Genomic DNA, 23,840 nt, shown 5'->3' with positions numbered 1-23,840 from the left:
CGTCACCGTGCCTGCAACTACGCAGCTCGCAAATCACGGGCACCTTCCGACCGTCTACCGCAGACCCCAAGGCGCGGAACGGCAGGTAGTTTCATCGACCTCGAACTCGAGCCGGGCTAGGAAGGTAGAGCGTCAGACCCGATCCGCGTAGACGACGATGTTGTCCTCGTAACTGGCGACATCCGAATCGAATTGGCCACCGCATGTGATCAGACGCAACCCTGGGTGGTCGAGATCGCCGTACACCTTCTGGGTGGGGAAGGCATCTTTCGGATACTGCTCCACAGCGCTGACGACGAACCGGACCGTACTTCCATCCTCGGCAGTGACGGACACATCGTCTCCCTGCTCCAGTTCGCGGAGTCGGTAGAAGACACCCGGGCTACCGGCCCAATCCACGTGGCCGGCAACGATCGACGGTCCCAGCTGACCCGGGATCGGCGATCCGGTGTACCAGCCTGCGGGAAAACCGCCCGGCGGGACCTCCATTTCTCCATCGGGATTCAACCCGAGGTCCATCACATCGGAATCGACACCGATCGCGTCGATCTCGATACGTTCGGGCGGAGATGCGACACCATCGGCCGAACCACCGCTCTGGGCAGGGATCGAATTGGGTTGAGCGACAACGTCAGCCGATGTCGCCGCTGACGTTCGAGTCGGAGCGGGTTCATCGACGGGTGTCGCACACCCCGACACGAGGGCCACCACCATCAGGCAGGCTGCCGCCGCAGCCCGCACTGCAACCCGGCGGCGGGTCACAGTGCGGGAAACTTCTGCAGCAGTATAGATCTCACTGTTCACGTGTTACTCAGCGACGACGACGACTGAGCGCCAAGGCCGAAACCCCGCCTGCAGCAAGGACCGCAAGCACACTCAGCATCGATGTCATCGACGATGCATTCGGCCGCACGCTGGTGCTGCCATCGCCCGTTTCGACTCCACCGTTGGGAATCTGGGTGATCTGGCCACCGGGGTTGTACGTACCCGGCTGATCAGGGCCGCCCGGCTGATCGGGAGTGCGCGGCTGATCCGGAGTGCGCGGCTGGTCCGGGGTGTTGGGCTGGTCCGGAGTGCGCGGCTGGTCCGGGGTGTTCGGCTGGTCCGGAGTCCGAGGCTGGTCCGGGGTGTTCGGCTGATCGGGAGTGCGCGGCTGGTCCGGAGTGTTCGGCTGATCCGGCGTGTTCGGGTTTTCCGGCACGTTCGGGATACCCGGAATCGGCGGAAGCGTGATGCCGGGGATCGGCGGCAGACCCGGAATCGGGGGTACTTCGATGACGATCGGCGGCGTACCGCCACCATCACCCGGCGTACCGCCGCCGCCACCCGGGGCGGTCGTCGTTGTCGTGGGTGCCGGTGTCGTTGTCGTAGGCGCCGGCGGTGTGGTCGTCGTGACCGGAGGCGTCGTGGTCGTGACCGGAGGGTTCGTGGTCGTGACCGGCGGTTCGGTGATCCCACACTCTGCGTTGCTGATCGTGTTCGAGTCGAGGGTGACTGCGCCGGTCAAAGCCAAGAGTCGTCCCCGCACATCGGCATCCGTCGTCGCGGTGATCGACGCCTGCGCCATGACCGTGCCGACGAAATCGGTGCCGGTGCCGAGAGTGGCCGAGCTTCCCACCTGCCAGAACACGTTGCACGGGCTGGCCCCGTTGATCAGTGAGACACTGCTGTTCGAGCCCGTGATGAGAGTGGATCCGGCTTGGAAGATGAAGACCGCAGCGGAATTGCCTTGCGCATCGAGCGTCAGAGGCAGAGATCCGGTCAGTCCGAGTGTGTCGCCCTTGTACAGACCGGCATACCGAGTGGTGCCGCCCAGCTCGACGGGGACCAATTCAGGACCCGACCTGTTGGCAGCGTCGGTGTATGCAACCTGCAGAGCAGCTTTCGCATTCAATGCTCGTTCGTTCTTGTCATCGATCACGCCGTTGGTAATTTGGCCCTGCAGCAGTCCGCTGACGCTCGAAGGATTCCCGTCACCTGGGCTCACACCCACGGAGCCGTTGATCACAGATCCACCCGCATCGGTCACGGTGGAGCCGGCAAGAATTGCGTACGGATCTGCGGCACCGAGACCGACGGTGGGGACGACGACAGCAGGTGATTGAGCGTCGGCCGAAGAGGCGTTGACCAGCATGAGCGCGCTGGTTGCCAGTGCGACGGTACCGACGAGGGGAATCAACGCCGAGCCCTTGCGTCGGGATGTGGACGGCGCAGGACGGTGTTGCGGAGAGTACATGGTGTGTACCGATCTGCTCGAGGAGATGCGTGCGAGGCTTGTTGCCGCACAACGCGTTATGAATATCGATTCCCCCGACGAGATTCGACAGAATTTGAGATGTCACGCGACGGTCGACGATGGTCACTGGAATTCACCAGGGGCGTCGAGGTCTCGCGGAATCCGTAGATCGGTGGCGTCGCCGGCTGGCTGTTCAACTGCGCGACATGAGTAGAGGGGGCGCGGAGGCTCGTGGCCCACTCCGCAACAGCGAGTTTCCCCGTATCTCTACGGTGTAGAACTACAGCACACCATGTGTAAGGTCTGGGGTCAAGCGAAAAGCGTTGGTGAACAATAAGATTGTTTGTCGACCGAAAGCCGATCGGCGTGCCGCTTACTCGAATACCGACATCGGCGGAGCAATGTGATGACCCCCTCGGATCGCAGTAGCCACAACTCTAGGGACAGAATCGACCACGAATTCGTCGTGTCGGCCGCCCTCGCCATCATCGACGACACCGGACTCGACAGCCTGACCATCCGCAGCCTGGCTGTCTCGATCGATCGCGACCCCATGACCGTGTACCGGTACGTCGCCACCAAGGAAGCACTACTCGACGCCGTTGCCGATTCGATTCTCGGAGACCTCGTGTCGGTGGACGGATCGGACACCGATTGGCGACGTCAGCTGACGATCTTCGGCCGGCACTATCGCGAACTCGCCTTGGCACACCCGCGCGCGGCCGTTTTGCTGGCGACTCGGCCCCGGTCCACTCCGCTGGGCCTGGGCACCACCAGGTCCCTGATGTCACTCGAAGGCATATTGAGCCTGTTTGCCACCGCGGGATTTACTGTCCCCGAGGCGCTCTCGGCCTACCGGTTGCTGATGTCGATGCTCCGCGGTCACGTGCTCAGTGAAACGCAGGAGACGACGGACAACCCGGACGAGACCGTCGACAGACTCAGCCTCGCGTTGCGCAGACTCCCGATCGAGGACTTCCCGATCATGTCCGTACTGCCGCCACTCATCACCGCATACGACGGTGCCCGCGAGCTCGATCGCGGATTGAAGGCCCTGTTCGACGGCCTGCGTCACACACCGTGACCACGGATCAGGCTCGGCGAATGGGCGCGAACGTCTGCACTGCATCCCGGGTGAAAAAGTCCAGCAATATCGCATTGGACAACGCGGGCTTCTCGACCAACACACCATGCGAGGTACCCGGGACAATTGCCAGCTCGGCGACCGGCATACTGCGGTAGAACTCGGCAGCATGCTCGATGCTCACCTCGTCGTCGTCACCGATCATCACCAGAGTGCGCACCGACAACGCGGCGAGATCGCTCGCAGTCAGTGCGGGATCTGCACTGTGCATATCGTCGAGCCGGCGTACGAAATCGCTACGGTCGGCGTCGCCGAGTCCGGACAGCCCGCCGCCCCAACCATCGCGATGAAAGACACTCGCGACGCAGGCGAGACGATCCACCAGATCCGGGCGTTGCAGTGCGACCAGTAGCGCTACGACACCGCCGTCGCTGCACCCGGCCAACCGCGTCCGTCGCCCGACGACCTGCTCGATGAACGCAATGGTGTCGTCGACCATGTCCGAGAACGTCAACTCGGAGGAGAGACCAGGCCCGGAAACATCCGGGGTGCGGCCATGCCCTCGACGTTCGGGGGTGAGCACCCGAAACGCCGAGGACAACCCGGCGACAGTGACATCCAGCGCTCGCGCATCAGCGCCCCCAGGATGGAGAAGGACCAGCGGTTCCCCGTCGCCCACCTCGGCGTACCAGGTGTCCACCGAGCCGAGCCGAACCCAGTTCTCCGAATTCACGCCATCAATGTAGACCCGTGCCCACATCGTTCGCTCGCTCTTCGTCGCGTTCCTGCTGAGCTGCCGCCAGACCCGACATCGTGCGCAGCGGCACCTCCTTGAGGAAGAGCACCAGGACGAATCCGAGGAGCATCAGGATCGACACGGCCAGGAACACGTAGTCCATCGCGTCGGAGAAGCCGATGCGGAACGGCTCGGCGAGCGCGGGATCGAGCTTCTGGATGAACGAACTGTCCTGCAAGGCACTACCGGCAACGGATGCATCACCCGAGGCGATGGCCTTCGCGAACCCCGACTCCAACGGATCGGCACTGGTGGCCGCGCTCTGCACGGCCTGCTGGAACGCGGGCGTCGAACTCGCGGCGACCAACGCATCGCCGGTCTTGGGCGTCAGCTGCGTGAACAGCATCGACAGGAACACCGCCACGCCGACCGTCGCACCGATCTGACGGAAGAACGTTGCCGCCGAGGTGGAGACGCCCATGTCCTTGGGCGGCATCGCATTCTGGATGGCCAACGTGAGCGGCTGCATCATCGAACCGAGACCGAGACCGAACACACCCATCACGACCATCGTCTGCCACAACGGAGTGTCGGCGTGCACGTAGTGGAACGTGAACATGGCGATCGCCATCAGCGCAGTGCCGACGATCGGAAAGATCTTGTACCGCCCCGTCTTCGAGATGATCGAACCCGACACGATGGACGCGATCATCAAAGCGCCGACGAGCGGCAAGGTCTGATAACCGGCGAGAGTCGGCGAGGAACCCTTGACCACCTGCAGGTACTGCGGCAGCAACGAGATGCCGCCGAACATGGCTGCGCCTGCGATGACACTGACGGCAATACACAACGAGAACAACGGGTTTCGGAAGAACCGCATGGGGATCAAGGCGTCGTCGCCCATCTTGATCTCGGCGAGAACGAACGCGATGACGCCCACGATGCCGATCCCGAAGCACAGCAGTGCCCGCGGCGAACTCCATCCCCAGACGCGGCCCTGCTCGGCGATGATCAGCAGCGGCACGAGCCCGACGCTGAGAAGCACTGCGCCCCACCAGTCGACGCGGGCCTCGCGGCGGTAGACCGGCAGGTTCAGCACCCGCCAGACGACGACGAGCGCGATGATGCCGAGCGGAACGTTGATGTAGAAGACCCAGCGCCAGCCGGTGATGCCGAGAATGGACGACTGCCCGGCCAGCAGACCGCCGATGACCGGCCCGAGCACACTGGACGTACCGAACACCGCCAGGAAGTAACCCTGATACTTGGCCCTCTCCCGCGGGGGCACGATGTCGCCGATGATCGCCAACGCCATCGACATCAGGCCACCTGCACCCAACCCCTGCACGGCCCGGAAAGCTGCGAGCTCGTACATCGATGTCGCGATGCCGCACAGCATGGACCCGACGACGAAGATCGAGATGGCCGTCATGAAGAACGGCTTGCGCCCGTAGAGATCGGAGAGCTTGCCGTACAGCGGCGTCGAGACAGTGGACGTGATCAGATATGCCGTTGTCACCCAGGCGAGAACGGAGAACCCGTTCAGGTCGTCGGCGATAGTACGTACCGACGTGGACACGATGGTCTGATCGAGAGCCGCCAGGAACATACCCATCATCAGGCCCGACAGAATCGTCATGATCTCGCGGTGCGAGTACTCGCCACTCACCGCACTCGCTTCACGCTCGGCGGTCGCTTCAGGCTCGCTTACCATCTCTTTGTTTCACCTTTACGTAACGTTTGCTTGTGTCCTACAACGATATTCGGACCACCAGCATGCTCGTAGAAAGCCGACTAAGCAAAGGTTTATTTGCGGCGCATCCGGTCTCGGACCTCGCGCATCGTGTGCGGGTGGATGCCGTCGGCCGCGAGCACCTTGCGCGTCTTGCGCCGCGTCGCCAGCACCCCGATGATCGCGATGATCCACACGGGAAACTGCACCAGCATCGCGACCCGGAAACTGTCGAAGTCGTAACCGCCCATGGCGTCGAGAATCCACCCGATCGCCGCGATGACCAACAGCGATGCCAGGAAGCCGCCGATGTTGACCATCCCCTGAGCCGTCCCCAGATTGGCACTCGGATTGAACGTGCGGGCGAGGTCGAATCCGATCACCGACCCGGGCCCACCCACGGAAATCACCACGACGAGCAGAACGAGCAGCCACAGCGGCGCAGGTCCGGGCAGCGACAGCACGATGGCCCACATCGTGGCGTTGCTGACCATGATCGCCAGCACCAGCCAGGACCGACGCATCGGGTAGCGCCCGGTGAGCAAACCGAGCACGATGCCCGACGCCACCGCCGACAGCACCGACAACGTCAGCAGCGCTCCGGCCGTCGACGCCGACAATCCCTGAGCGGTGGTCATGTACGGCACACCCCACAACAGGGCAAACGTGGTGATCGAGAACTGGGTCCCCATGTGCGAGAAGAATCCGAGCCGGGTCCCCGGTCGTCGCCACACCTCGCCGATGGAGTCCAGCGTCTGCCGCAACGACGTCGGCTCCGGTTCCGGAGCAGTGCTGTCGTCGGGACGATCTCGAATCAGAGCGAGCGAGAGGACGAGTGCGAGCAAACCCAGTGCCGCCGCGCTACCGAAAGCGAACGTCCACCCCGGCCCGTTCAACAGAATCAGAAACGGCACGGCCGAGAGCACCTGCCCGAGCTGACCCAGCAGCCCGGTCAACTGGGACACGATCGGCACCCGCCGCGGCGAGAACCAACGCGGCACCAGACGCAGGACCGAGATGAACGTCAGCGCGTCGCCGATGCCCACGAATGCACGTGCCGCCACCGCGACCGGCAGCGATTCGGTGAGCGCCAACGTGATCTGCGCCGACGCCATGATCAGCGCACCGGCGGCGATCATCTTGCGCGAACCGATCCGATCCAGCAGCACTCCGGCCGGAATCTGCATCGCCGCGTACACGACCACCTGCAGCACCACGAACGAGGACAACAGAGACGGGGAGATCGAGAACCGGTCCGCGGCGCTCAGCCCGGCGACCCCGAAGGCCGTCCGATGCAGCACCCCGATGACATACGCGAAGACACCGATGCCCCACACCACCCATACGGTTCTCCCCGTACTCACCGTCTTCCCAATGCTCACGGGGCAATTGTGTCAACCACGCTGTGGAATGATCGGACCCGGTAGTTCGTAGAGCAGGAAAGCGAGTGACGTCATGGCCAAGCAAGTGCTGGTGCTCAACGGTCCGAACCTGAACATGCTCGGCACCCGTCAGCCCGAGGTGTACGGCAGCGCCACCCTCGTCGACGTCGTCGCCCTGTGCGAGAAGACCGCCGCCACACACGGACTCGACGTGAAAGCAGAGCAGTCCAACCACGAGGGACAGTTGATCGACTGGATCCACGAGGCACGCGGGGTGGCGTCGGGCATCGTCATCAACCCCGGCGGACTGACCCACACGTCGGTGGCGCTGCGTGACGCACTCGTCATCCCCGAGGTCCCGATCATCGAGGTGCACATTTCCAACGTGCACGCCCGCGAGGAGTTCCGGCACCACTCCTACGTCTCTCCGATCGCCAGCGGAGTCATCGCCGGACTCGGCATCGACGGATACCGATTCGCGATCGAACGACTCGCAGCTCTTATCTGATACTGCTCTTATTTGATACTGCACTTGTTCGACACTGCTCTCATCTGACACTCAGGTTGTCCTGCATAAACTGGTCGCCGTGAACACCAGCAACAAGGCATCGAGAGACGGCAGAGCGTCCAAGGACATCCGGGCAATGCAGAACGGCGACAAGAATCGTCGAACGCTGATCCAGATCGTCGTCGCGGTCGTTCTCATCGCACTCGTTGCAGCCATTGCTCTGTTCATCGTCAACAAGGATTCGACGTCGGGTGAGGCATCTCCCGACGCGAGTTCCACATCGGGCCCGCAGCTGACGCCCACGTCGCTCACCGCGAACGGTGCCATTCGTTTCGGCAACCCCGATGCCACCACTGTCGTCAGCGTCGTCGAGGACTTCCAGTGCCCGGCCTGCAAGGCATTCGAGTCGGTCAGCGGATCGACTCTGCAGCAGCTGGCCGACGCAGGCAACGTCGCCGTCGATTACCGTCCCATCTCCATTCTCGATCGCTTCTCGAACGGCACGATGTACTCCACCCGTGCTGCGAGTGCGTCGATCTGCGTCGCCGAGAACGATCGGGACAGTTGGATGAACTGGCACAACTCGATGTTCGCCGAGCAGCCCGCCGAGAACGGCAACGGTCTGCCCGACGACAAGCTCGTCGAGATCGCCGCCGCAGCCGGTGCCGACTCCCCCGCCACCGCGTCGTGCATCACCGACGGCAGTTACACGGACTGGGTCACCACCCAGACGCAGACCGTCATCGGCGAGGGCATCAACGGAACGCCGAGCGTCCGTGTCAACGGCACCGACGTCGCCACCCCGACACCCGAGAACATCCTCGCTGCCGCCGCGGCAGCCGGAAACTGAGCAGCAACCGGTAACCGACCATGAGAACTCGCGCCGGCGCTGCAGTCTTCACACTCTTCAGCGCACTGGGGCTCCTCGCCGCACTGACCCTGACGATCGAACGATTCAAGCTCCTCGAAGACGCGTCCTACGTTCCGTCGTGCAGCCTGAATCCGGTGCTCTCGTGTGGGTCGGTGATGGTCACGAAGCAAGCCGCTCTGTTCGGATTCCCCAATCCGATCCTCGGAATCGTGGCGTTCTCCGTCGCCCTCGTCGCCGGTATCCTGTGGCTCGGCCGCGTCGAACTCCCGCACTGGTTCTGGCTCGGACTCAGTGCCGGTCTGCTGCTCGGCGAAGTGTTCGTGCACTGGCTGATCTTCGAGAGTCTCTACGAGATCGGTGCCCTGTGCCCGTACTGCATGGTGGTGTGGGCGGTGACGATGCCACTGTTCGTACTGGCTCTGAGCCGACTGATCAGCACCGGCTCGAACACCACCGGAACGATCGGCCGTCTTTTTCTGGAGTGGCGGTGGACGCTGCTCGCCGTGTGGTACGCAATCGTCGTCGCGCTCATCGGAATCCGGTTCTCGGACTATTGGGCCTCGTTGCTCTGACAGTTTCGTTGCTCTGAGTTTCGCTGCTCTGACAGTTTCGCAAAACTCATGAGTCGATCGGCTGCACCGTGCATGATGGTTGCAGCACCCGGGTGAGTCTGATCACAGCTCCTGGCTCGGGGAAGAACGATCGAGTAACAGGAGTCGAAGCATGGCAGGCGATCCCTTCGCAGTCATCGTTGCCGTCATCGTGTCTGCCGCAGGCGCAGTCGCCGGAACGGACGCCCCAGCTCCACTGCAGAATCAGGCGGTGAAGGATCAGGCAGCCGCGGTCGCTGCCGCTGCCGAGGACCAGGGCAAAACGATGTCCGACCAATGGGCAGACCTGATGGGCACCATGCCCGAACCCGCCGCTGACGTCGCAGACCGGACCCTGAACGACGCCGCCGAGGGACTACTGACCGCCGTCGAACCGATGCTTCCGGACATGCCCACGGTTGCCGAGATCGAGACGCCGGAAGCGCCCACAGCAGTGACGCCCACAGCAGCCTCGCCCGCAGTGGGAATGGCTGCGGGTCTCACACCGGCGGCGATCACGCCGAGCGCCCCGCTACCCTTCAGTGTTTTTTCGTCGAATGCGGCATCCAGCGCCGTCGCCGGGCTCGCCACCGGCGCTCTGCAATTCGCCGGCCGCACGTACACCGCCGCCGACATCGCGACCCAGACGGCGTTCATGGCGTCGGCCGAAGCCATTCGGCGAGCACTCTTTCCCGGTCTACCCGTCACGTTCACCGGCATCAATGTCGGTCCGATCGGTTTGGGCGCGGTGGGAGCGATCACCGCGTTCGTTCCGTGGTTGCAGAAGGCAGGCAACATCTGCGGCGGCGTCAAGGCCACAACGATTGCCGCACTCTATGCCGCCGAGAACGGATTTCGATACGGTCCGACAGCTCCGGTATCGAGCACCGGCGCACAGGGACCCGGCCAGTTCATGCCGGGAACGTGGGCAACCTACGGCAAGGACTACGACGGCAACGGCGTGGTCGACGTCAACAGCATCGGCGACTCGGTCATGGCGTCGGGAACGATGCTGTGCGACATCTATGGACAGGTCGACGGCTGGAAGCGCGACGGCAAGGTCTCGGGCGACACGACGGACCTGACCCTCGCCGGATACAACGCCGGAGCGGGTGCAGTGTTGCGCTCGGGCGGAATGCCGTCGGGGTCAGTCGATTACGAGACTCAGACCAAGCCCTACGTAGCGCGCATCCGGGCCACCGAGGCCCAGTTCGCTGCCATCCTCACTCCGTTCGCCGGGCTCGATCTCACTGGAATGGGCGGGCGGGCAGTGCAATTGGCGATGGATTACCTGGGCCTGCCGTACGTGTGGGGCGGCGGAAACATCAACGGACCGTCCGGCGGCGGATTCGACTGCTCGGGCCTGACGTCCTACGCACTGTTCAAGGCCTCGGGCGGAAAGGTCACCCTGCCGCGTACGTCGGAGACGCAGTGGAACGTGGGCACCGAGGTGCCGATGGCCCTCGCCCAGCCGGGCGATCTACTGTTCGGCAACTGGGGCGCGGCGGGCCCGGGACACGTGGCGATCTACATGGGCAACGGGCAGATGGTGCATGCGCCCACCACCGGTGACGTGGTGCGGGTGGCACCGGTGTTCGACGGGATGCGAGCTCGCCACATCCTCTGACGGGTATCACGTGGGTCCACCCGCGTACAGTGCGGACGTGACCAATGCACGCGTGGAACCGGCCGGCTTCGACGACGAACTGGCACCCGAGCCGCCGCCCGGTGAAGGCTTCGAGACGAGCTGGCCGGTACGTACCGGCGACATCGACCCCAACAACCGACTCCGGTTCGACGGTGTCGCGCGCTACCTCCAGGACATCGGCACCGACAATCTCGACGCCACCCCTCTGGGTAAGACCGACCCGATGTGGATCGTGCGACGCACCGTCATCGACGTGTTCGAGCCCATCCACTTTCCCGACCGCGTGCACCTGCGGCGCTGGTGTTCCTCGATGTCGACGCGCTGGTCCAACATGCGGGTGGCGGTGACGACCCCCAAGGGCGGTCGCATCGAGACCGAGGGCTTCTGGATCAACATCAGCAAGGACACCGGCATGCCGACGCGCATCAGCGACGGGGCACTGGAGATGCTGGCCAAGACCACCGATCAGCACCGCTTGCGCTGGAAGGCGTGGCTGACCGAACCCGTACCGTCGCAATCCCAGGACGATATCGAATTCCCCTTGCGCGCAACCGATATCGACCCCTTCAATCACCTCAACAACGCGGCGTACTGGCACGCTGTCGAAGAACTGCTGGTGGACTTGCCGCACCTGGCCGCAGCGCCCCACCGCGCCGTCATCGAATACCTCACGCCCGTACTGGCGAACGAACGCGTGACGCTACGTCACCGCTACGAGGGCGGAGCGCTGACCGTCTGGTTCGTCGTCACCGGAGCCTCGGGCGAACAGACGGTCCGGACCGTCGCCAAGGTTGCACCCAAGGCCTGACGATCGAGCTTGCCGCGCGGGGTGCGCGGCAAACCGTCGACGATCGCGATGACGACGGGAAGACTCGGGTCGGGTAGCAACGAACGCAGGTGGCGCCGTATCTGCGCCACCGTCGGTGAATCATTCTGTGCTACAACCACTCCGGCGACCGGTATCTCCCCTGCTCGGTCATCGGGCAGGCCCAGAACTCCGGCATCGAGAACACCGGGGACCGACAACAGCGCCGCCTCGATCGGGGGCAACTCGACCGTGAGGCCGGCTCGAACGATCGTCTCGCTGCCGCGGCCGAGCAAGGTCAACCGGCCCTGGTCGACGCTGCCGCGATCACCGACCGTCATCCACCCGTCGACCGGTCCGTCCGTCAGGGTGGTGTGCTCACCCACCCGACTCAGATAGCCGTCGAACAGCATGTCGCTGCGCACGTGCAGCAGTTCTCCCCTGGTCTCCACCTCGACGCCGTCGAACAGCGCTCCCTCGATCCCCGCCCCCTCGATCCCCGCGCCCTCGGACGTTCGACGGTCGTAGGAGACGAAGCTCAGTTCCGACGCGCCGTAGAAGTGCGTCATGGTCGCGTTCGGTAGCACCGTGGCAAGTGCCGCCCGACCCGACTGCGGCCATCTCGCCGCAGACGAGAGCACCTCGCGGACGCTGGGGTACTGCACGTTCGACCGCGCGATGTCCCAGGCGATCGTCGGTACCGAATACAAGTGTGTCGGAACATCTCCGAGAGCAGCAGCCGCCGTGCGCAGGTCCACCGTCGCGCCGCGAGTAAGCCCGTGCAACGCACCGTAGAGAAAGTGCGTGTGATCGAGAGTTCCCGATGCAGACACTCTGTCGCCCGGACCGAGATCGAACAGAGAATCGGAACGGTCGAGCGTGGCCGCCCAGGACGCCTGATCACGAACGAACAATTTCGGTGGGCCGGTGGTTCCGGAGGTGATGCCCACGAGCAGTTCGGCGCTGCGTGCCGGCGGATCGATGCGCGCAACACGGTCGCCGGCGAGCTGCTCGGGTGCCAGCACCACGTCGGCACCCCACCTGTGCAATCGTGCGTGCTGACGCGGATGCGCCACGATGAGCGACGGTGCAGTGACCGACATCGCGTCGACGAATTCGCCGGGTAGCAGATGCCGATGCAGCAGAACGACACTCACGCCGGCATGCATCGCGGCCGCGACGACGACCAGCGAGTCGATGTCCGACGTCGGCAAGACCGCGATTCGATGCATCCCGGCGATCGAAGCGGCCGCACGTTCCACCCGACGCCACAGATCCCGGTACGTGATCCGACCGGTCGCGTCGACGATCGCGATGTCTGCCCGATCGCAGTGCTGCGCTATCCGCGCGGTGAGAAGATCACTCGTCATCTGCACCGTCGTCATCCACACCGTCGTCGTCCACACCGTCGTCGTCAACACCGCGCGCAACGAGGGCATCACCCATCGCATCGGCAGTACGGAGCGCACGCACCAACACCGGTGTGGCCAGGGCCGTCATCGACCACTGCAGGCCGCGGGCCTTTCGGGCCTGCGACACTTCCTGCACGATCGACGCCAACAACGGTATGCAGCGAATGGCAAGGGCGAGAAGCAAACCGATTCGATCCGGGTCGACGCCGAAGCGGCGGACGGGACCGAGGGCTCGGGTGACGGTATCGAGCATGTCGGTGACCCGGGTGGTCAGCGTGACCAACGCGGCCAACGCGACGGAGACGATCAGCACTCCGCAGACCACCACTGCGCGTTGCCAGGTGGTGATGATCACCTGGAACACGCCAATGATCAGCAGCATCCACAGCACCGGACGTAGTTGCGCCAGAGCTACTTTCGCAGGGATGCGGGCGACCGCGAACAGTACTGCGACCATTACGGCAACCACGCCGACCTCGAGCGGTGTGCGTGCGAGAATCACCGTCGCCAGAATGGCAACGATCAGCGCCAGCAGTTTCGATCCCGGACTCATCCGATGCAGCAACGAATCACCGGGGCGGTAGAGACCGATCATCCGATCAACTCGCGGTAGGCCGGGACCGCGGCAGCCGGGGTGCCGTCGAATGCAATTCGCCCGTCGTCGATGACGATGACGCGCTCGAAACCGTCCAGCAACGCCAGCTGATGAGTCACGACGATGACCTGCTGGTCCATCGAATTCAAGGCGTCTGCGACGACGCGGCCGTTACGCAGATCGAGCAACGTCGTCGGCTCGTCCGCGACGATCACCTCCGGCCGCCGGATGAGGACGGCCCCGATGGCGAGCAACTGCTTCTGCCCACCGGACAGCAGATGAGCAGGGTGGTCGCGGTGCCGATCGAGTCGAAACCGGACGAGCATCTCGTCGACACGCTCGGCCACCTCGGTCTTGCTGAGCCCGGACCTCCGCAGCGAGAACGCGAGATCCTCTGCGACGGTGGGCATGACGATCTGAGAGTCGGGATCGGTGAACACGAAGCCGACCTTCTTGCGGACCTGCGCGCCCTTCTTGGCCGCGTCTATTCCGTCGACCGTGACCCGGCCGGTATCGGGCTTGATCAACCCGTTGATCATGCGGGCCAGCGTGGATTTTCCCGATCCATTGGACCCGATGATGCCGATACGGCGTTCGTCGAATTCGAGATCGATGCCGCGCAACACCTGCCGCTCGCCGAATGCGTGAGAGATGTTCTCGAAGGCGACCGTACTCATGACACTCTCTCCACCAGCATTGCTATTCCCTGCCCGCCGCCGATAGCGCAGGCCGCCAGCCCCAGCGCAGGGCCTCCGGGCTGCAGCATACGAGAGAGCAACCGCACCAACAATATTGCACCCGACGCTCCCCACGGATGCCCCATTGCGATGGCACCACCGTCCGGGCAGATGCGGTCCTCGTCGATGCCGAGCTCGTCCGCGACGGCAAGCACGACCGACGCGAAGGCCTCGGTGATCTCGACTGTTTCGATGTCGCTCAGCGCCACCCCGGTGCGGGCGAGCAGTTTGGCGATCGCGGGTACCGGTCCGAGCCCGGGAAGGGCAGGATCGGACCCGGCAACAGCGCTGCCGAGAATGCGCAGCGCCGGCATGCCCGCGGCTCGCTCGAGGGTGGTCATTGCCAGAACGGCTGCGCCGTCGGAGATTCCACACGAATTACCGGCGGTCACGGTCCCGTCCGTGCTGAACGTGGGGCGTAGCCTGCCCAGGCGCTGCGTCGTCATATTGGGCCGAATGCGCTCGTCGGTAGCCATGTTGTTCACAGCCACGATTTCCGCGGAGAAGTCGTACGCTGCCGCTCGGGCGAAAGACCTTGCGGCATAGGAATCCTGGCGTTCACGACCGATCCCGCGACGCTGCGCGAGATCATCCGCCGCAACACCCATGTCCGGGTCGTCGAACCCGTCGGGTGCGAACGGCGCTCGGGTGTAGCGGACCGGCTCCGCGTCGCCGACGGGCGGCCAGAACCGCCACGGGCTGGTACTCGCAGATTCGACTCCCCCGGCCAGAATCATCGTCTCGTCGCCGCTCCGGATGCGCGACGCGGCCTGGGCCAACGCGTCCAACCCGGATCCGCACTGGCGATCGACGGTGACCCCGGGGACGGCGAACCCGAGCCCGGCACCCAACGCCGCCACTCGGGCGACGTCACCGCCTGGGCCGAGGCAGTTGCCGAGAATCACGTCGTCGATCGGAACACCGAGCGGATCGATCTCTGCAGCAACAGCTTTCAGAACCGGTACCGCCAAGTTAGGTGCCGTGACATCGGCGAACCCGTGCCCTGCAATGCCGATCGCGGTGCGTTTACCCGTGACAACAACGGGTGTGGGCATCACGCCAGTGCTCCTCTAGCCAGCAGTGCCCCGCGTGCGATTTTTCCGCTGGCGGTGCGGGGCAACTGCTGTACCACCGTCCACCGCCTCGGTAGTGCCTCTTTGGTCATGATCGCTCGGGCATCGGCGCGCACCACGTCCAGATCGCGTGAACCGTCGAGTTCGACGACGGCAGAGACTGTTTCGCCGAGAACGGAGTGCGGAGTGCCGATCGCCGCGGCGGCGAGGACGCCGTCGATCGAGACCAGAATTCGCTCGACGTCCTCGGCGATCACGGTGGTGCCGCCGACGTTGATCGCCGCATCTCCGCGCCCGTGGACGACGAGTTCCCGGCCACGCACGTCGGCCAGGTCGCCGACGGCGAACCAATCATGTGCACTCCAGGCGGCGTAGGGGGACCGCACAAACAGGTAACCGTCGTCGGTGCGCACCTCGACGTCGCGAAGCAGTACCAGCGTCGGCTGCTCACCCACGACCCTCGCTGCGATCAAGGACAACTCGGCGGCCCCATAATATTCGACCAGTCTCACGCTGTCCGGAACAGACTGAGCTGCAACGGAGTCCAGCATCGTTCCAGCAACGACCGCGATCCGAAGGTGCGGCATCCGCGGAGCGACGTCCCGCAACACCGCAGGGACCGCATGTACCACCGTGGCCCGCGCACGGTCGTCGGTGACACAGGCACCGAGCCACAGCGCATGCAGTGCCGCGAACAGATGCATCGTGGCGTGCAGGGGTCCGGTGATCGCTATCGAATCGGTGGGACGGATGCCGGTGATGTCGGTGAACTCGGCGAAGCTGTCGACCCACGACGCCGCGGTCCGCGCGAGCGGCTTGGGCCTGCCGGTGGAACCGGAGGTTGCAACCAGCAGGAAGGCGTCGGGGTCGGGGTCGCCGCTGCGTTCGGGCCTGGCGGCCGGGTCCTCGACTCGCACCGCGCACCCCTGCCGAGCCGCCGCGACAACACAGACCAACGCGTCCGGCAGATCCAGTGCTGATGCGTCGTGTGATTGGGCGTCGTGTGATTGGGCGTGTGCCGGGAGGTGAGGCCACTGCTCGACGGCGGCGTCGAGTTCGGCGTAGGTGAGACTGCGACCGCGCCAGACGATGGCGGTGTCCTGGTCTCGACCTCCCAGCGTAAAGGTCACCTCTTGATCAGTCCCGGGTAAGCGCGGTGCACGCTCTTGGCGACGACCGTGGCGACGACGACCTTCGCGATGTCGCCGGGCAGGAACGGTCCGTTGGTGGTGATCGCGGCCCAGAGCCCGACGTCGGTGCGGAGCAGCAATCCGATGGTGCCGAAGATGTAGATGACGAGGATCCCGCCGACGGCGTTGATCAGCAGTCCGAGCACGATCGAGTACTTCGGCAGGATGCGGGCGGTGAGCCAACCGATGATCAGCGCTGCGGGAATCCAGCCGATCAGGTATCCGACGGTGGGGCCGGCCATCGCCGCGAGGCCGGTGCGTCCGCCCGCCAGCAGCGGCAGGCCGATCATTGTCAGGGCGAGGAACACGAGTACTGCGGCCGTGCCCTTGCGTGGTCCCAGAACTGCGCCGGCCAGGATGATGCCGAGGGTCTGCAGGGTGATCGGGACTCCGGAGAAGCCCACCGTGATCGATCCCGGCAGTCCGAGCGCGGCGATGAGCGCCGCGAACACCGCGATCTGCGCCATGTCGCGGGCGGAGACGTTCATTCGACCGACCTTACGGCTCGGCGGGCGAGTACTGCTGTCGATACCTGACACGGTGGCTCCTCGAGGAAGGGGCGATCGCCTGCCCCAGATACTTGAACGGCGTTCAAGGTAGCAGGTGCGTGGCCTTGACCACCTATCGGGCACCGGCAGGCCCGGCGTCAGAAGGGCGCGGGATCGTATCGACTCCAATCCTGTCGTATGCGTGCGTGTACAACGCGGCAATGCTCGAGATAGGCCCGCCTCTTCTCTGCGAGCCTCTTCCTTGCCGAGTCCGTCGAGGCAGCACGGAAGTCCGCGAGCGTCGGGGGTGCGGACCCGCTGTAGTCGAGTTCCCATCGGGTGGGTTCGGACAGGGACGTCACCTTCCCTGAAGACCGCTTCCGACGTCGGCTGCGACCCGCGTGCGATCCTATCGAGAAGTCCGGCAACGTGATCGAGCGCAACCCGAGCGAGTTCGACCACAGAATTACCCCTCCGGCCACCATCGCCGCCGACCACGTTTTCGAGGTCTTCGCCTGATGATGGAACACGCACACCGGTTGAAGATTGGTCACGATGGTCCAACCTCCCCGCCGCGGATCGTCTTGGTCGAACGGCACCAGATGATCGACCTGGCACCGCGCCGACGGCACGTCGCAACGGGGGAACGTGCACGTGCGATACGCGGCCCGAACGGCAGCAGCGACGCGGGCACTGGGTCGATAGGTCACCGCAGCCTGAGACGGACTGCGCTCCCCGCCGTGGCCGTCGGGAAAGATGCCCCGAGCACGCTCGGGCTTCTCGGCAATCCATGCGAGCCACCGCGCGACCAGCCCATCGCGGACAGACTCCTCCCCCAGCACAGGGGCTGCGGGTGAATTCGCGCAGTCACCTGCCCCGCGTATCGACGGAAGCTCGCCGGCAGCGCGCACGCGCCCGATGCCCACCACTCGACGTAGCAACAAACCGGTCGACAACCGCAAGCCTGGGTCGTGCCCGCTGTCCGGGTACTTACTGCTGCCCGGGTCTCGACCGCTGCACTCACCGCGCTGCGAGCCTCCAACGCCGTCCGGGCCTCTTCCGCGACGGTCGTCCTGGTCGCCGGCGCCTGGACCCGCGTCGCCGTCGGGACCGGAATCGCCCTCGGAACCGCCATGGCCGTCGGGACCGGAATCGCCGTCAGGGCCGGACTTGCCATCAGGATTCACGTCGTTCGGGTCACCGCCATCCGGCCCTCTGCCAGACGGTCCTCCACCTTTCGGGTTACCGCCCTCAGGGCCGTCGTCGCCCTCGCCCTCGTCGCCCTCACCGTCGTCGCCGCCCTCACCGTCGTCGCCGTCGTCGCCGTCGTCGCCGTCGTCGTCGTCGTCGTCGTCGTCGTCGTCGGAACTGTTTCCCTCGGGTTTGAGCATGTCGACCAACTCGGTCAGCATGGCCTGCCATTTCGCGTCGGTGGCGACGATGCGCGCCACCTCCGGATCGATGGGCGTCCCGTCCGCCAAGGACGCGGGATCCGAGGACAGTCCCAGCAGCGTCTCCACCGCCACCACGATCTGAAGGAGATGCCCGCGCCGAGGAGGGAGATCATCGGTGCCACCCGCAACCGGGCAGTCGTCGCCCAGATCGCACTGACAGGCCAGCGAATGTTCGCCGTGTAGCAACGCCATCAGTCCCGCCGCCCGCAGCATCCCCGTCGACCGCGGATCGTCCTTGCAGACAGTCCCCACAATCTCGACGATGAGCGCATCCGCTTCGGCCGCCTCGAGATGCGTGATTTTTGCGATGAGCGACGAAATACCGCCGGGACCGGTGCGGTCGATCCGCACTCCGACTTCCTCCGACTTCGCGGTCTCGCGAGCCTGCGCAGCGCCGTCCGGATCGGCCCTCATCCACAACCGCCAGATTCGGTTCCGCAAGGCCTGCGGACGCATTCGGCCCCCTGCGGCGCAGACCTCGTATTCGATTGTCGAGATGGTCTCGTCACTGGCGCGATGCAACACCGAGGTTATGGTGACTACCGTCGACCAGTCGAAGCTGCCGGTCACGAAACGCAAGGCCGTCAACGGCATTCGATGTAAACGCTCGGCGACATCGTGCATCACCGACGCATCGCGACGCGTGCCGGTCATCGTCACGGCCAAGTCGCACAAAGCGCCGCGAACGGTCTCGCCAGGGTCCCCACCGTCGGATTCGGCAGCCTCCAACCGCATTTCGAGCACGTCGCAGTACGCCAGGACGGTCCCCGCCCGGGCAAGATTCTCCTGGACACGGCTGAGCGCGATGACATCGAGAAACCCCGCAATACAGTCATCGACCGACGGCGTCTCCACCGCTCCCCACCCCCGGTATCGAACATGTATTCGATAGTACGAGAGGGGTCCGACAAGAAAATTCGATTCGGTCACCGAGTTCGGGCCGGTATAACGGCACCATGCGCAGCTACTCGATTCGTGACATCCGGCCCGGCGACGAGCAGCAGATCGGTACAGCACACGTTGCGATCTGGAAGGCAACGTATGCGGGAATGATCAACGGTGCGAAGTTGGATGCGATGAGGCCCGCGCACCGCATCGAACGGTGGCAGCAGATCATCGCCCATCGCGACGAGTCGTCGGCGCGTGGAGTTCGCACCCGATGTGCAGTCGACGTTGGCGACTCACGCATTGTCGGCTTCGCGACCGGAGGACCCCCGCGCGACGAAAATCCGCCTGCACACAGGGAATTGTGGTCGTTGAACGTTCTGCCCGAACACCACGGCACCGGCATTGCACTGGCGTTGATGAACGACGCACTAGGTGAGGACACTCCCGCTGCGTATCTGTGGGTGGCCGCCGCCAACGAGCGCGCGATCGCCTTCTATCGCAAGAACGGGTTCGAGCTGGACGGCGAAGCCCGCTTCGACCCGACGTGGGAATGCCACGAGGCGCGCATGGTCAGGGCTTGACGGGTGGTTCGTTTCTGGATCGGTCGGAGTTCGCGTTCTCGGGATTCAGCACGACGTCGGTCACCACAGGCGTCGTGTCGACAGCCCGATCGTTGGAACGGACAGCCACCGTGTTCGGCAGGAACGCATCGAGGGCGCGGGGCGTGATCCACCACAGCAGGGCCGCGAACAGGATCAAAATGTTGATCCACTGCAGCACCGTCGCCGAATTGTCGGACGGAATCACCCGGTCGAAGACCTGGATGTTCATCACGAATCCATGAATGAGGATCAGCACCCACAATCGCCGATATCGGTAATACACCCACACCGCCGCCGCGCCCCATATGGCTGCCCACAGGAATCCGCCGCCGCCGAAATACAGGTACAGGAAGCCCCGCAACGTTGCCGACAACCCCATGATCGCCCAGATCGGCATCCTGCCCACCAACAGCAGAACCGGCAGAGCCACCAGAATCGGCTCCTCCCTCAGACCGACAGCGAGCGCGGAAACGACTGCAAGCCAATCCGATTCGACAGAGGCAGGGATAGAGAACCCGAACCGGACGATATTCAGTCGCGACAATACGAGCACTATCGCCGACGCCGCGCCGATCGCAGCACACCAAGTCAACGCAGCCTCGCGCGCGGAGCCATGCCGCAGAGGCAGCACCGCCGGCAAAGTCCGTCGCCGCGCGAGATGCACCGCGCCGATCGCGATCGCCCCCACAACGACCTGCAGTGCGCCGACCGCGAGATCGGTCCACTGATCGTGCATCGTGAGGATCGGTGCCGGCGCATGCGGCTCACGAAAACGCCACAGCGCACCCACCAAGCCGATGAAATACACGACGACCCACCCGACCACCAGAGCCGCAACCATCACGGCGGTACCGGCAGCGGTCAGACCACGCCGAGGCGAGCGAGCACGAAGACCCGCGTCGACACCGGTCGTCACCAGACCACCACCATTCCGCTCGATACAGATCGCCGAACAGCTTGTTTATCACGCCTCGGCCGAGAAATCAGTATGGTCCCGGCGATACGAACCGGCGGTGCCACTCACGGCCGGGTGTCACGGTCGGACTCATCGCTCGAATCTTTCGTGCCGACGATGTCGTCTCGCAGTTCCGCGAGCAGCCCCTTCCTCGGGGTGCCGCGACGCGATTCCCATACGTCGACCATCGCGAGCACCACCAGAACACAGCCGATCGGGCCGCCCTGGAACCAGGAGAACTGCAGGTCCCAGAAGAACAGCGCCAGCACAGCTCCGACGACGATCACGACGATGCTGCCCGCCTCTCGTACCTTCATCGCTTCCCTTTCATCGATTCGGACCACAACCAGGTCAGACCAGATTCAGTTCGATCGCCGCATTCGCGGCCAGTAGCGCGCCCACCACGATCGACACCGTTGCCGCTACGTCGCCGGTCCAACGGTCCACGCGCCGCACCAGCGGTCGCGTGACCGACGAAATACGCTCCTGCGCAACCACTCCGACAGCCAGCAGGACGAGGGCAGGCGACAGCATCACAAGCACGTAGGCCGCCAGAATCGACACCGAGGACAACCGCCCCAGGTCCGCATCTCCCACGATGGCAACTGCCGAAAAGTAGGGCAGCATCGTCGCCACCTCCACCGCGCCCACAGCGACCGCGAGCAGAACAACCCCGCGAACACTTCCCGGGGGCCGCGTCCACCACGCACTGCTGGGGACTCGACGCCGACGGTCGCAGACCACCCCCACGAGCAGGACTACAACACCCACCGCCAACCGAATCCACGCGTCACCAGGAATCGCCACCCTCAGGCCGTCGGAGGCCGCCCAGACGGCGATACCGACCCCGAGGTACAGCAGCCCCAACACACACAGATGGAGCAGAACGACACCTGCCCGAAACGACGGCCGCAGCATCATCCACAACGGAACTGCAAGTGTCCCGACTCCGATGCTGTCCACCAGCGCAAGCCCGGCGAGCTTAAATAACACAGCTGTACCGTAACACGGTTTCAGCACAGTCGTGTCGAAAAAACGCTCTCGTGCTAGAACAGACCGATGCCGAAGATCGTCGACCACGACGCACGCCGAGCGGAGATCGTCGCCGCCGTGTGGCGCGTCATCGAACGAGCAGGAATGAACGGGGCGACGGTACGCAGCGTCGCTGCCGAAGCCGGCGTCTCCCCTGGATCACTGCGGTACTACTTCTCCGATCAAGGAGAACTTGTCCTCTTCGCGGCCGAGGCCATGACGCAACGCGTCGTACATCGGTTGGAGGAACATCCGGCCGGCGGTGACGGCCTGGTTCGCGCGATCCGAGTCCTCGAGGAATTACTGCCACTCGACGAGGACCGCCGCGCCGAGGCATCGGTGTGGCTGGAAGCGCTCGTGCGTGCCAGATTCGACGAGCGACTAGCCGCCCTCAAGACGGCCGGGTGGTTCGGCAGCCGTTACCTCTGTCGGCTCGCGTGGGCGCACCTGCACGATCTCGATCGACCGAACTCCCCCGCATTCACATTCGACAGCACCGTCGACGAATATGCCGCGGCCGAACTGCATACCTACATCGACGGACTGACATTGCAGGCGGTGACGTATCCCGAGCAACTCACGGCCGACGAGGTACGTCGGTTGTTGCGCACTTATCTGGAGCCGCAGTCCTGAACCGAGTCCACGGGAAATTTGCGGCCGTAGAGCCACCCGATCACGGCGACCACGACGCCCGCGGCAGCGATCGCGGCCAATACCGACCCGAAGCCCGATGCCTCGACGACCCGCCCGACCACCAACGGTGCCAGCAGAAATCCGGCACGCGAGATCAGCGAGACGGTCGAGATCGCCGCAGCCGACGAGACGCCGGGAAGCCGTCCGGCCAGGCTGAACACGATGGGAAACAGCGGACTCGACCCCAGGCCGGCGACCGCGAACGCGGCAATGACCAGAACAGGCACGTCGACGGCGAGCACCGACAGCCCCGCGATGCCCGCAAATGCGACCGCAACCAGCGCTGCGCCACCCGTCAGTACCGACGACGGTCCGAACCGATCTACGATCCGGTCACCCACCAGGCGTCCCACCAACATGGCCACCGAGAACGCGACGAACGCCAGACCGGCAGCGCCAGGACCGGCCCCCTGCTCGGTCGTCATGTACACCGCGCTCCAGGACTGCGGGAAATCCTCCATCAGGCCGGCCAGCAGAACTACCGCGCCGAGCATGGCCAGCGCCGCAATCGGACGGCCGACGGCCGGCTGAGGAGTTGGGCCGTCGGCGGACTCATCCGGCCGCGCATCCGGACCCAACAGACCCCGGCCGACCGCCGCGAGCGCAAGAACCAGCACCACGGCGACGCAGGCGAAGTGCACTGCGACCGGAAGGCGAGCACCCGCGGCCGCAGAACCCGCCACTCCGCCCACCACCGCCCCGACGCTCCACGCGGCATGAAAGCCACTGAGCAGAGATCGACCCGCACGCTCCTCGACCAGCACTCCCTGAGCATTCATGGAAATATCCATCACCGCGTCGGCCCCGCCGAGCAGGACCAGAGCTGCCAGCAGCGTCCACCACGACACCGCCACAGCGGGGAGCACGAACGCACCGCACAACAAGAGTCCCGACGCGAGAACAGCCCACCGACTGCCGAATCGGTGAACCAGCACGGCGGCAACGGGTGCTGCGGCAAGCCCGCCGACACCGACCCCTGCAAGTGCGAGACCTAGCGTGGCAACATCGATGGACAACGAGTTCTGGATCTCGGGAATGCGGGGTGCCCAGTTGGCGAACACCGCGCCGTTGACGAAGAAGACGATCAGAACGGACAAGCGAGCACTGGTTTTCGGGCGGCCCATAGTGC

At 64.7% G+C, this 23,840-nt stretch carries 24 protein-coding genes; 8 read left to right on the top strand and 16 right to left on the bottom strand.

Annotation, left to right across the window (positions count from 1 at the left end; translation table 11 throughout):
* Positions 1 to 132 precede the first annotated feature (132 nt).
* Complete coding sequence (locus tag ASH04_RS04315) at positions 133 to 762, bottom strand: class F sortase (RefSeq protein WP_032399456.1); 630 nt, start codon at positions 760 to 762, stop codon at positions 133 to 135.
* A gap of 49 nt (positions 763 to 811) precedes the next feature.
* Complete coding sequence (locus ASH04_RS27405) at positions 812 to 2,236, bottom strand: ice-binding family protein (protein WP_052061300.1); 1,425 nt, start codon at positions 2,234 to 2,236, stop codon at positions 812 to 814.
* A 406-nt stretch (positions 2,237 to 2,642) separates the two neighbouring features.
* On the opposite strand from ASH04_RS27405, the gene ASH04_RS04305 reads away from it, so the two are divergent.
* Positions 2,643 to 3,320 carry a TetR/AcrR family transcriptional regulator C-terminal domain-containing protein gene (locus ASH04_RS04305; protein ID WP_032365304.1) on the top strand — a complete coding sequence of 226 codons (678 nt, stop codon included), beginning with the start codon at positions 2,643 to 2,645 and terminating at the stop codon, positions 3,318 to 3,320.
* 7 nt (positions 3,321 to 3,327) lie between these two features.
* Here ASH04_RS04305 and ASH04_RS04300 read toward each other — a convergent pair whose 3' ends face one another.
* From ASH04_RS04300 to ASH04_RS04290, 3 genes are all read right to left on the bottom strand, one after another.
* Positions 3,328 to 4,053, bottom strand: a complete 726-nt coding sequence (locus tag ASH04_RS04300) for an alpha/beta fold hydrolase (protein ID WP_052061301.1) — start codon at positions 4,051 to 4,053, stop codon at positions 3,328 to 3,330.
* A 4-nt stretch (positions 4,054 to 4,057) separates the two neighbouring features.
* The gene (locus ASH04_RS04295) at positions 4,058 to 5,770 is read right to left on the bottom strand and encodes an MDR family MFS transporter (protein ID WP_045840698.1); all 1,713 of its coding nucleotides are present in this window, start codon (positions 5,768 to 5,770) and stop codon (positions 4,058 to 4,060) included.
* A 92-nt stretch (positions 5,771 to 5,862) separates the two neighbouring features.
* Positions 5,863 to 7,164: an MFS transporter gene (locus ASH04_RS04290; protein WP_371828235.1), complete on the bottom strand. Its 1,302-nt coding sequence runs from the start codon at positions 7,162 to 7,164 to the stop codon at positions 5,863 to 5,865.
* Positions 7,165 to 7,243: 79 nt separating this feature from the next.
* Here ASH04_RS04290 and aroQ point away from each other — a divergent pair, with 79 nt between their 5' ends.
* The 5 genes from aroQ (at position 7,244) to ASH04_RS04265 (ending at position 11,595) form a co-directional block, all read left to right on the top strand.
* Positions 7,244 to 7,678 carry a type II 3-dehydroquinate dehydratase gene (gene aroQ, locus ASH04_RS04285; RefSeq protein ID WP_032381310.1) on the top strand — a complete coding sequence of 145 codons (435 nt, stop codon included), beginning with the start codon at positions 7,244 to 7,246 and terminating at the stop codon, positions 7,676 to 7,678.
* 79 nt (positions 7,679 to 7,757) lie between these two features.
* Entirely contained in the window at positions 7,758 to 8,528 is a 771-nt protein-coding gene (locus ASH04_RS04280; protein ID WP_027498181.1) for a DsbA family protein, read from the top strand.
* A 20-nt stretch (positions 8,529 to 8,548) separates the two neighbouring features.
* On the top strand, positions 8,549 to 9,121 hold the full coding sequence (locus ASH04_RS04275) for a vitamin K epoxide reductase family protein (RefSeq protein ID WP_057472791.1): 573 nt from the start codon (positions 8,549 to 8,551) through the stop codon (positions 9,119 to 9,121).
* Positions 9,122 to 9,272: 151 nt separating this feature from the next.
* A complete protein-coding gene (locus tag ASH04_RS04270; RefSeq protein WP_057472790.1) occupies positions 9,273 to 10,766 on the top strand; it encodes a C40 family peptidase in 1,494 nt (497 codons plus the stop codon).
* A 37-nt stretch (positions 10,767 to 10,803) separates the two neighbouring features.
* Positions 10,804 to 11,595 carry an acyl-[acyl-carrier-protein] thioesterase gene (locus tag ASH04_RS04265; RefSeq protein ID WP_442971183.1) on the top strand — a complete coding sequence of 264 codons (792 nt, stop codon included), beginning with the start codon at positions 10,804 to 10,806 and terminating at the stop codon, positions 11,593 to 11,595.
* On the opposite strand, the gene ASH04_RS04260 is transcribed toward ASH04_RS04265, so the two are convergent.
* The 7 genes from ASH04_RS04260 to ASH04_RS04230 form a co-directional block, all read right to left on the bottom strand.
* Positions 11,499 to 13,061, bottom strand: a complete 1,563-nt coding sequence (locus ASH04_RS04260; protein WP_235579920.1) for an AMP-binding protein — start codon at positions 13,059 to 13,061, stop codon at positions 11,499 to 11,501. The two genes, ASH04_RS04265 and ASH04_RS04260, sit on opposite strands and share 97 nt — an antisense overlap.
* Entirely contained in the window at positions 12,952 to 13,599 is a 648-nt protein-coding gene (locus tag ASH04_RS04255) for an energy-coupling factor transporter transmembrane component T family protein (protein ID WP_027498186.1), read from the bottom strand. The genes ASH04_RS04260 and ASH04_RS04255 overlap by 110 nt, the downstream gene beginning before the upstream one ends.
* Positions 13,596 to 14,276 carry an energy-coupling factor ABC transporter ATP-binding protein gene (locus ASH04_RS04250; protein ID WP_027498187.1) on the bottom strand — a complete coding sequence of 227 codons (681 nt, stop codon included), beginning with the start codon at positions 14,274 to 14,276 and terminating at the stop codon, positions 13,596 to 13,598. Before ASH04_RS04250 ends, ASH04_RS04255 begins: the two co-directional genes overlap by 4 nt.
* The gene (locus tag ASH04_RS04245; protein ID WP_057472938.1) at positions 14,273 to 15,391 is read right to left on the bottom strand and encodes a thiolase family protein; all 1,119 of its coding nucleotides are present in this window, start codon (positions 15,389 to 15,391) and stop codon (positions 14,273 to 14,275) included. The genes ASH04_RS04250 and ASH04_RS04245 overlap by 4 nt, the downstream gene beginning before the upstream one ends.
* Complete coding sequence (locus ASH04_RS04240) at positions 15,391 to 16,539, bottom strand: AMP-binding protein (RefSeq protein WP_057472789.1); 1,149 nt, start codon at positions 16,537 to 16,539, stop codon at positions 15,391 to 15,393. Before ASH04_RS04240 ends, ASH04_RS04245 begins: the two co-directional genes overlap by 1 nt.
* Positions 16,536 to 17,087, bottom strand: coding sequence for a biotin transporter BioY (locus ASH04_RS04235; RefSeq protein ID WP_239535631.1), 552 nt, complete (start codon positions 17,085 to 17,087; stop codon positions 16,536 to 16,538). The genes ASH04_RS04240 and ASH04_RS04235 overlap by 4 nt, the downstream gene beginning before the upstream one ends.
* 158 nt (positions 17,088 to 17,245) lie before the next feature.
* Complete coding sequence (locus ASH04_RS04230; RefSeq protein WP_057472788.1) at positions 17,246 to 19,396, bottom strand: HNH endonuclease signature motif containing protein; 2,151 nt, start codon at positions 19,394 to 19,396, stop codon at positions 17,246 to 17,248.
* Between the two features lie 101 nt (positions 19,397 to 19,497).
* Between ASH04_RS04230 and ASH04_RS04225 the strand changes: the two genes are divergently transcribed.
* Positions 19,498 to 20,010 carry a GNAT family N-acetyltransferase gene (locus ASH04_RS04225; RefSeq protein WP_027498192.1) on the top strand — a complete coding sequence of 171 codons (513 nt, stop codon included), beginning with the start codon at positions 19,498 to 19,500 and terminating at the stop codon, positions 20,008 to 20,010.
* Here the strand turns inward: ASH04_RS04225 and ASH04_RS04220 are convergent.
* The 3 genes from ASH04_RS04220 to ASH04_RS04210 all read right to left on the bottom strand — a co-directional run bounded on the left by ASH04_RS04220 (position 20,000) and on the right by ASH04_RS04210 (position 21,979).
* A complete protein-coding gene (locus ASH04_RS04220) occupies positions 20,000 to 20,947 on the bottom strand; it encodes a CPBP family intramembrane glutamic endopeptidase (RefSeq protein WP_051365264.1) in 948 nt (315 codons plus the stop codon). The genes ASH04_RS04225 and ASH04_RS04220 overlap by 11 nt on opposite strands.
* A 104-nt stretch (positions 20,948 to 21,051) precedes the next feature.
* A complete protein-coding gene (locus ASH04_RS04215; RefSeq protein WP_027498194.1) occupies positions 21,052 to 21,303 on the bottom strand; it encodes a hypothetical protein in 252 nt (83 codons plus the stop codon).
* 34 nt (positions 21,304 to 21,337) lie between these two features.
* Positions 21,338 to 21,979 carry a GAP family protein gene (locus tag ASH04_RS04210; RefSeq protein WP_161631823.1) on the bottom strand — a complete coding sequence of 214 codons (642 nt, stop codon included), beginning with the start codon at positions 21,977 to 21,979 and terminating at the stop codon, positions 21,338 to 21,340.
* Positions 21,980 to 22,045: 66 nt separating this feature from the next.
* Between ASH04_RS04210 and ASH04_RS04205 the strand changes: the two genes are divergently transcribed.
* Positions 22,046 to 22,651, top strand: coding sequence for a TetR/AcrR family transcriptional regulator (locus ASH04_RS04205; protein WP_027498196.1), 606 nt, complete (start codon positions 22,046 to 22,048; stop codon positions 22,649 to 22,651).
* On the opposite strand, the gene ASH04_RS04200 is transcribed toward ASH04_RS04205, so the two are convergent.
* A complete protein-coding gene (locus ASH04_RS04200; RefSeq protein WP_057472787.1) occupies positions 22,630 to 23,835 on the bottom strand; it encodes an MFS transporter in 1,206 nt (401 codons plus the stop codon). The genes ASH04_RS04205 and ASH04_RS04200 overlap by 22 nt on opposite strands.
* Between the last annotated feature and the right edge of the window lie 5 nt (positions 23,836 to 23,840).

Source organism: Rhodococcus sp. Leaf233, from assembly GCF_001426165.1.
GTDB classification, from domain to species: domain Bacteria; phylum Actinomycetota; class Actinomycetes; order Mycobacteriales; family Mycobacteriaceae; genus Rhodococcoides; species Rhodococcoides fascians.
This window is presented reverse-complemented; position numbering and strand designations above follow the sequence as displayed.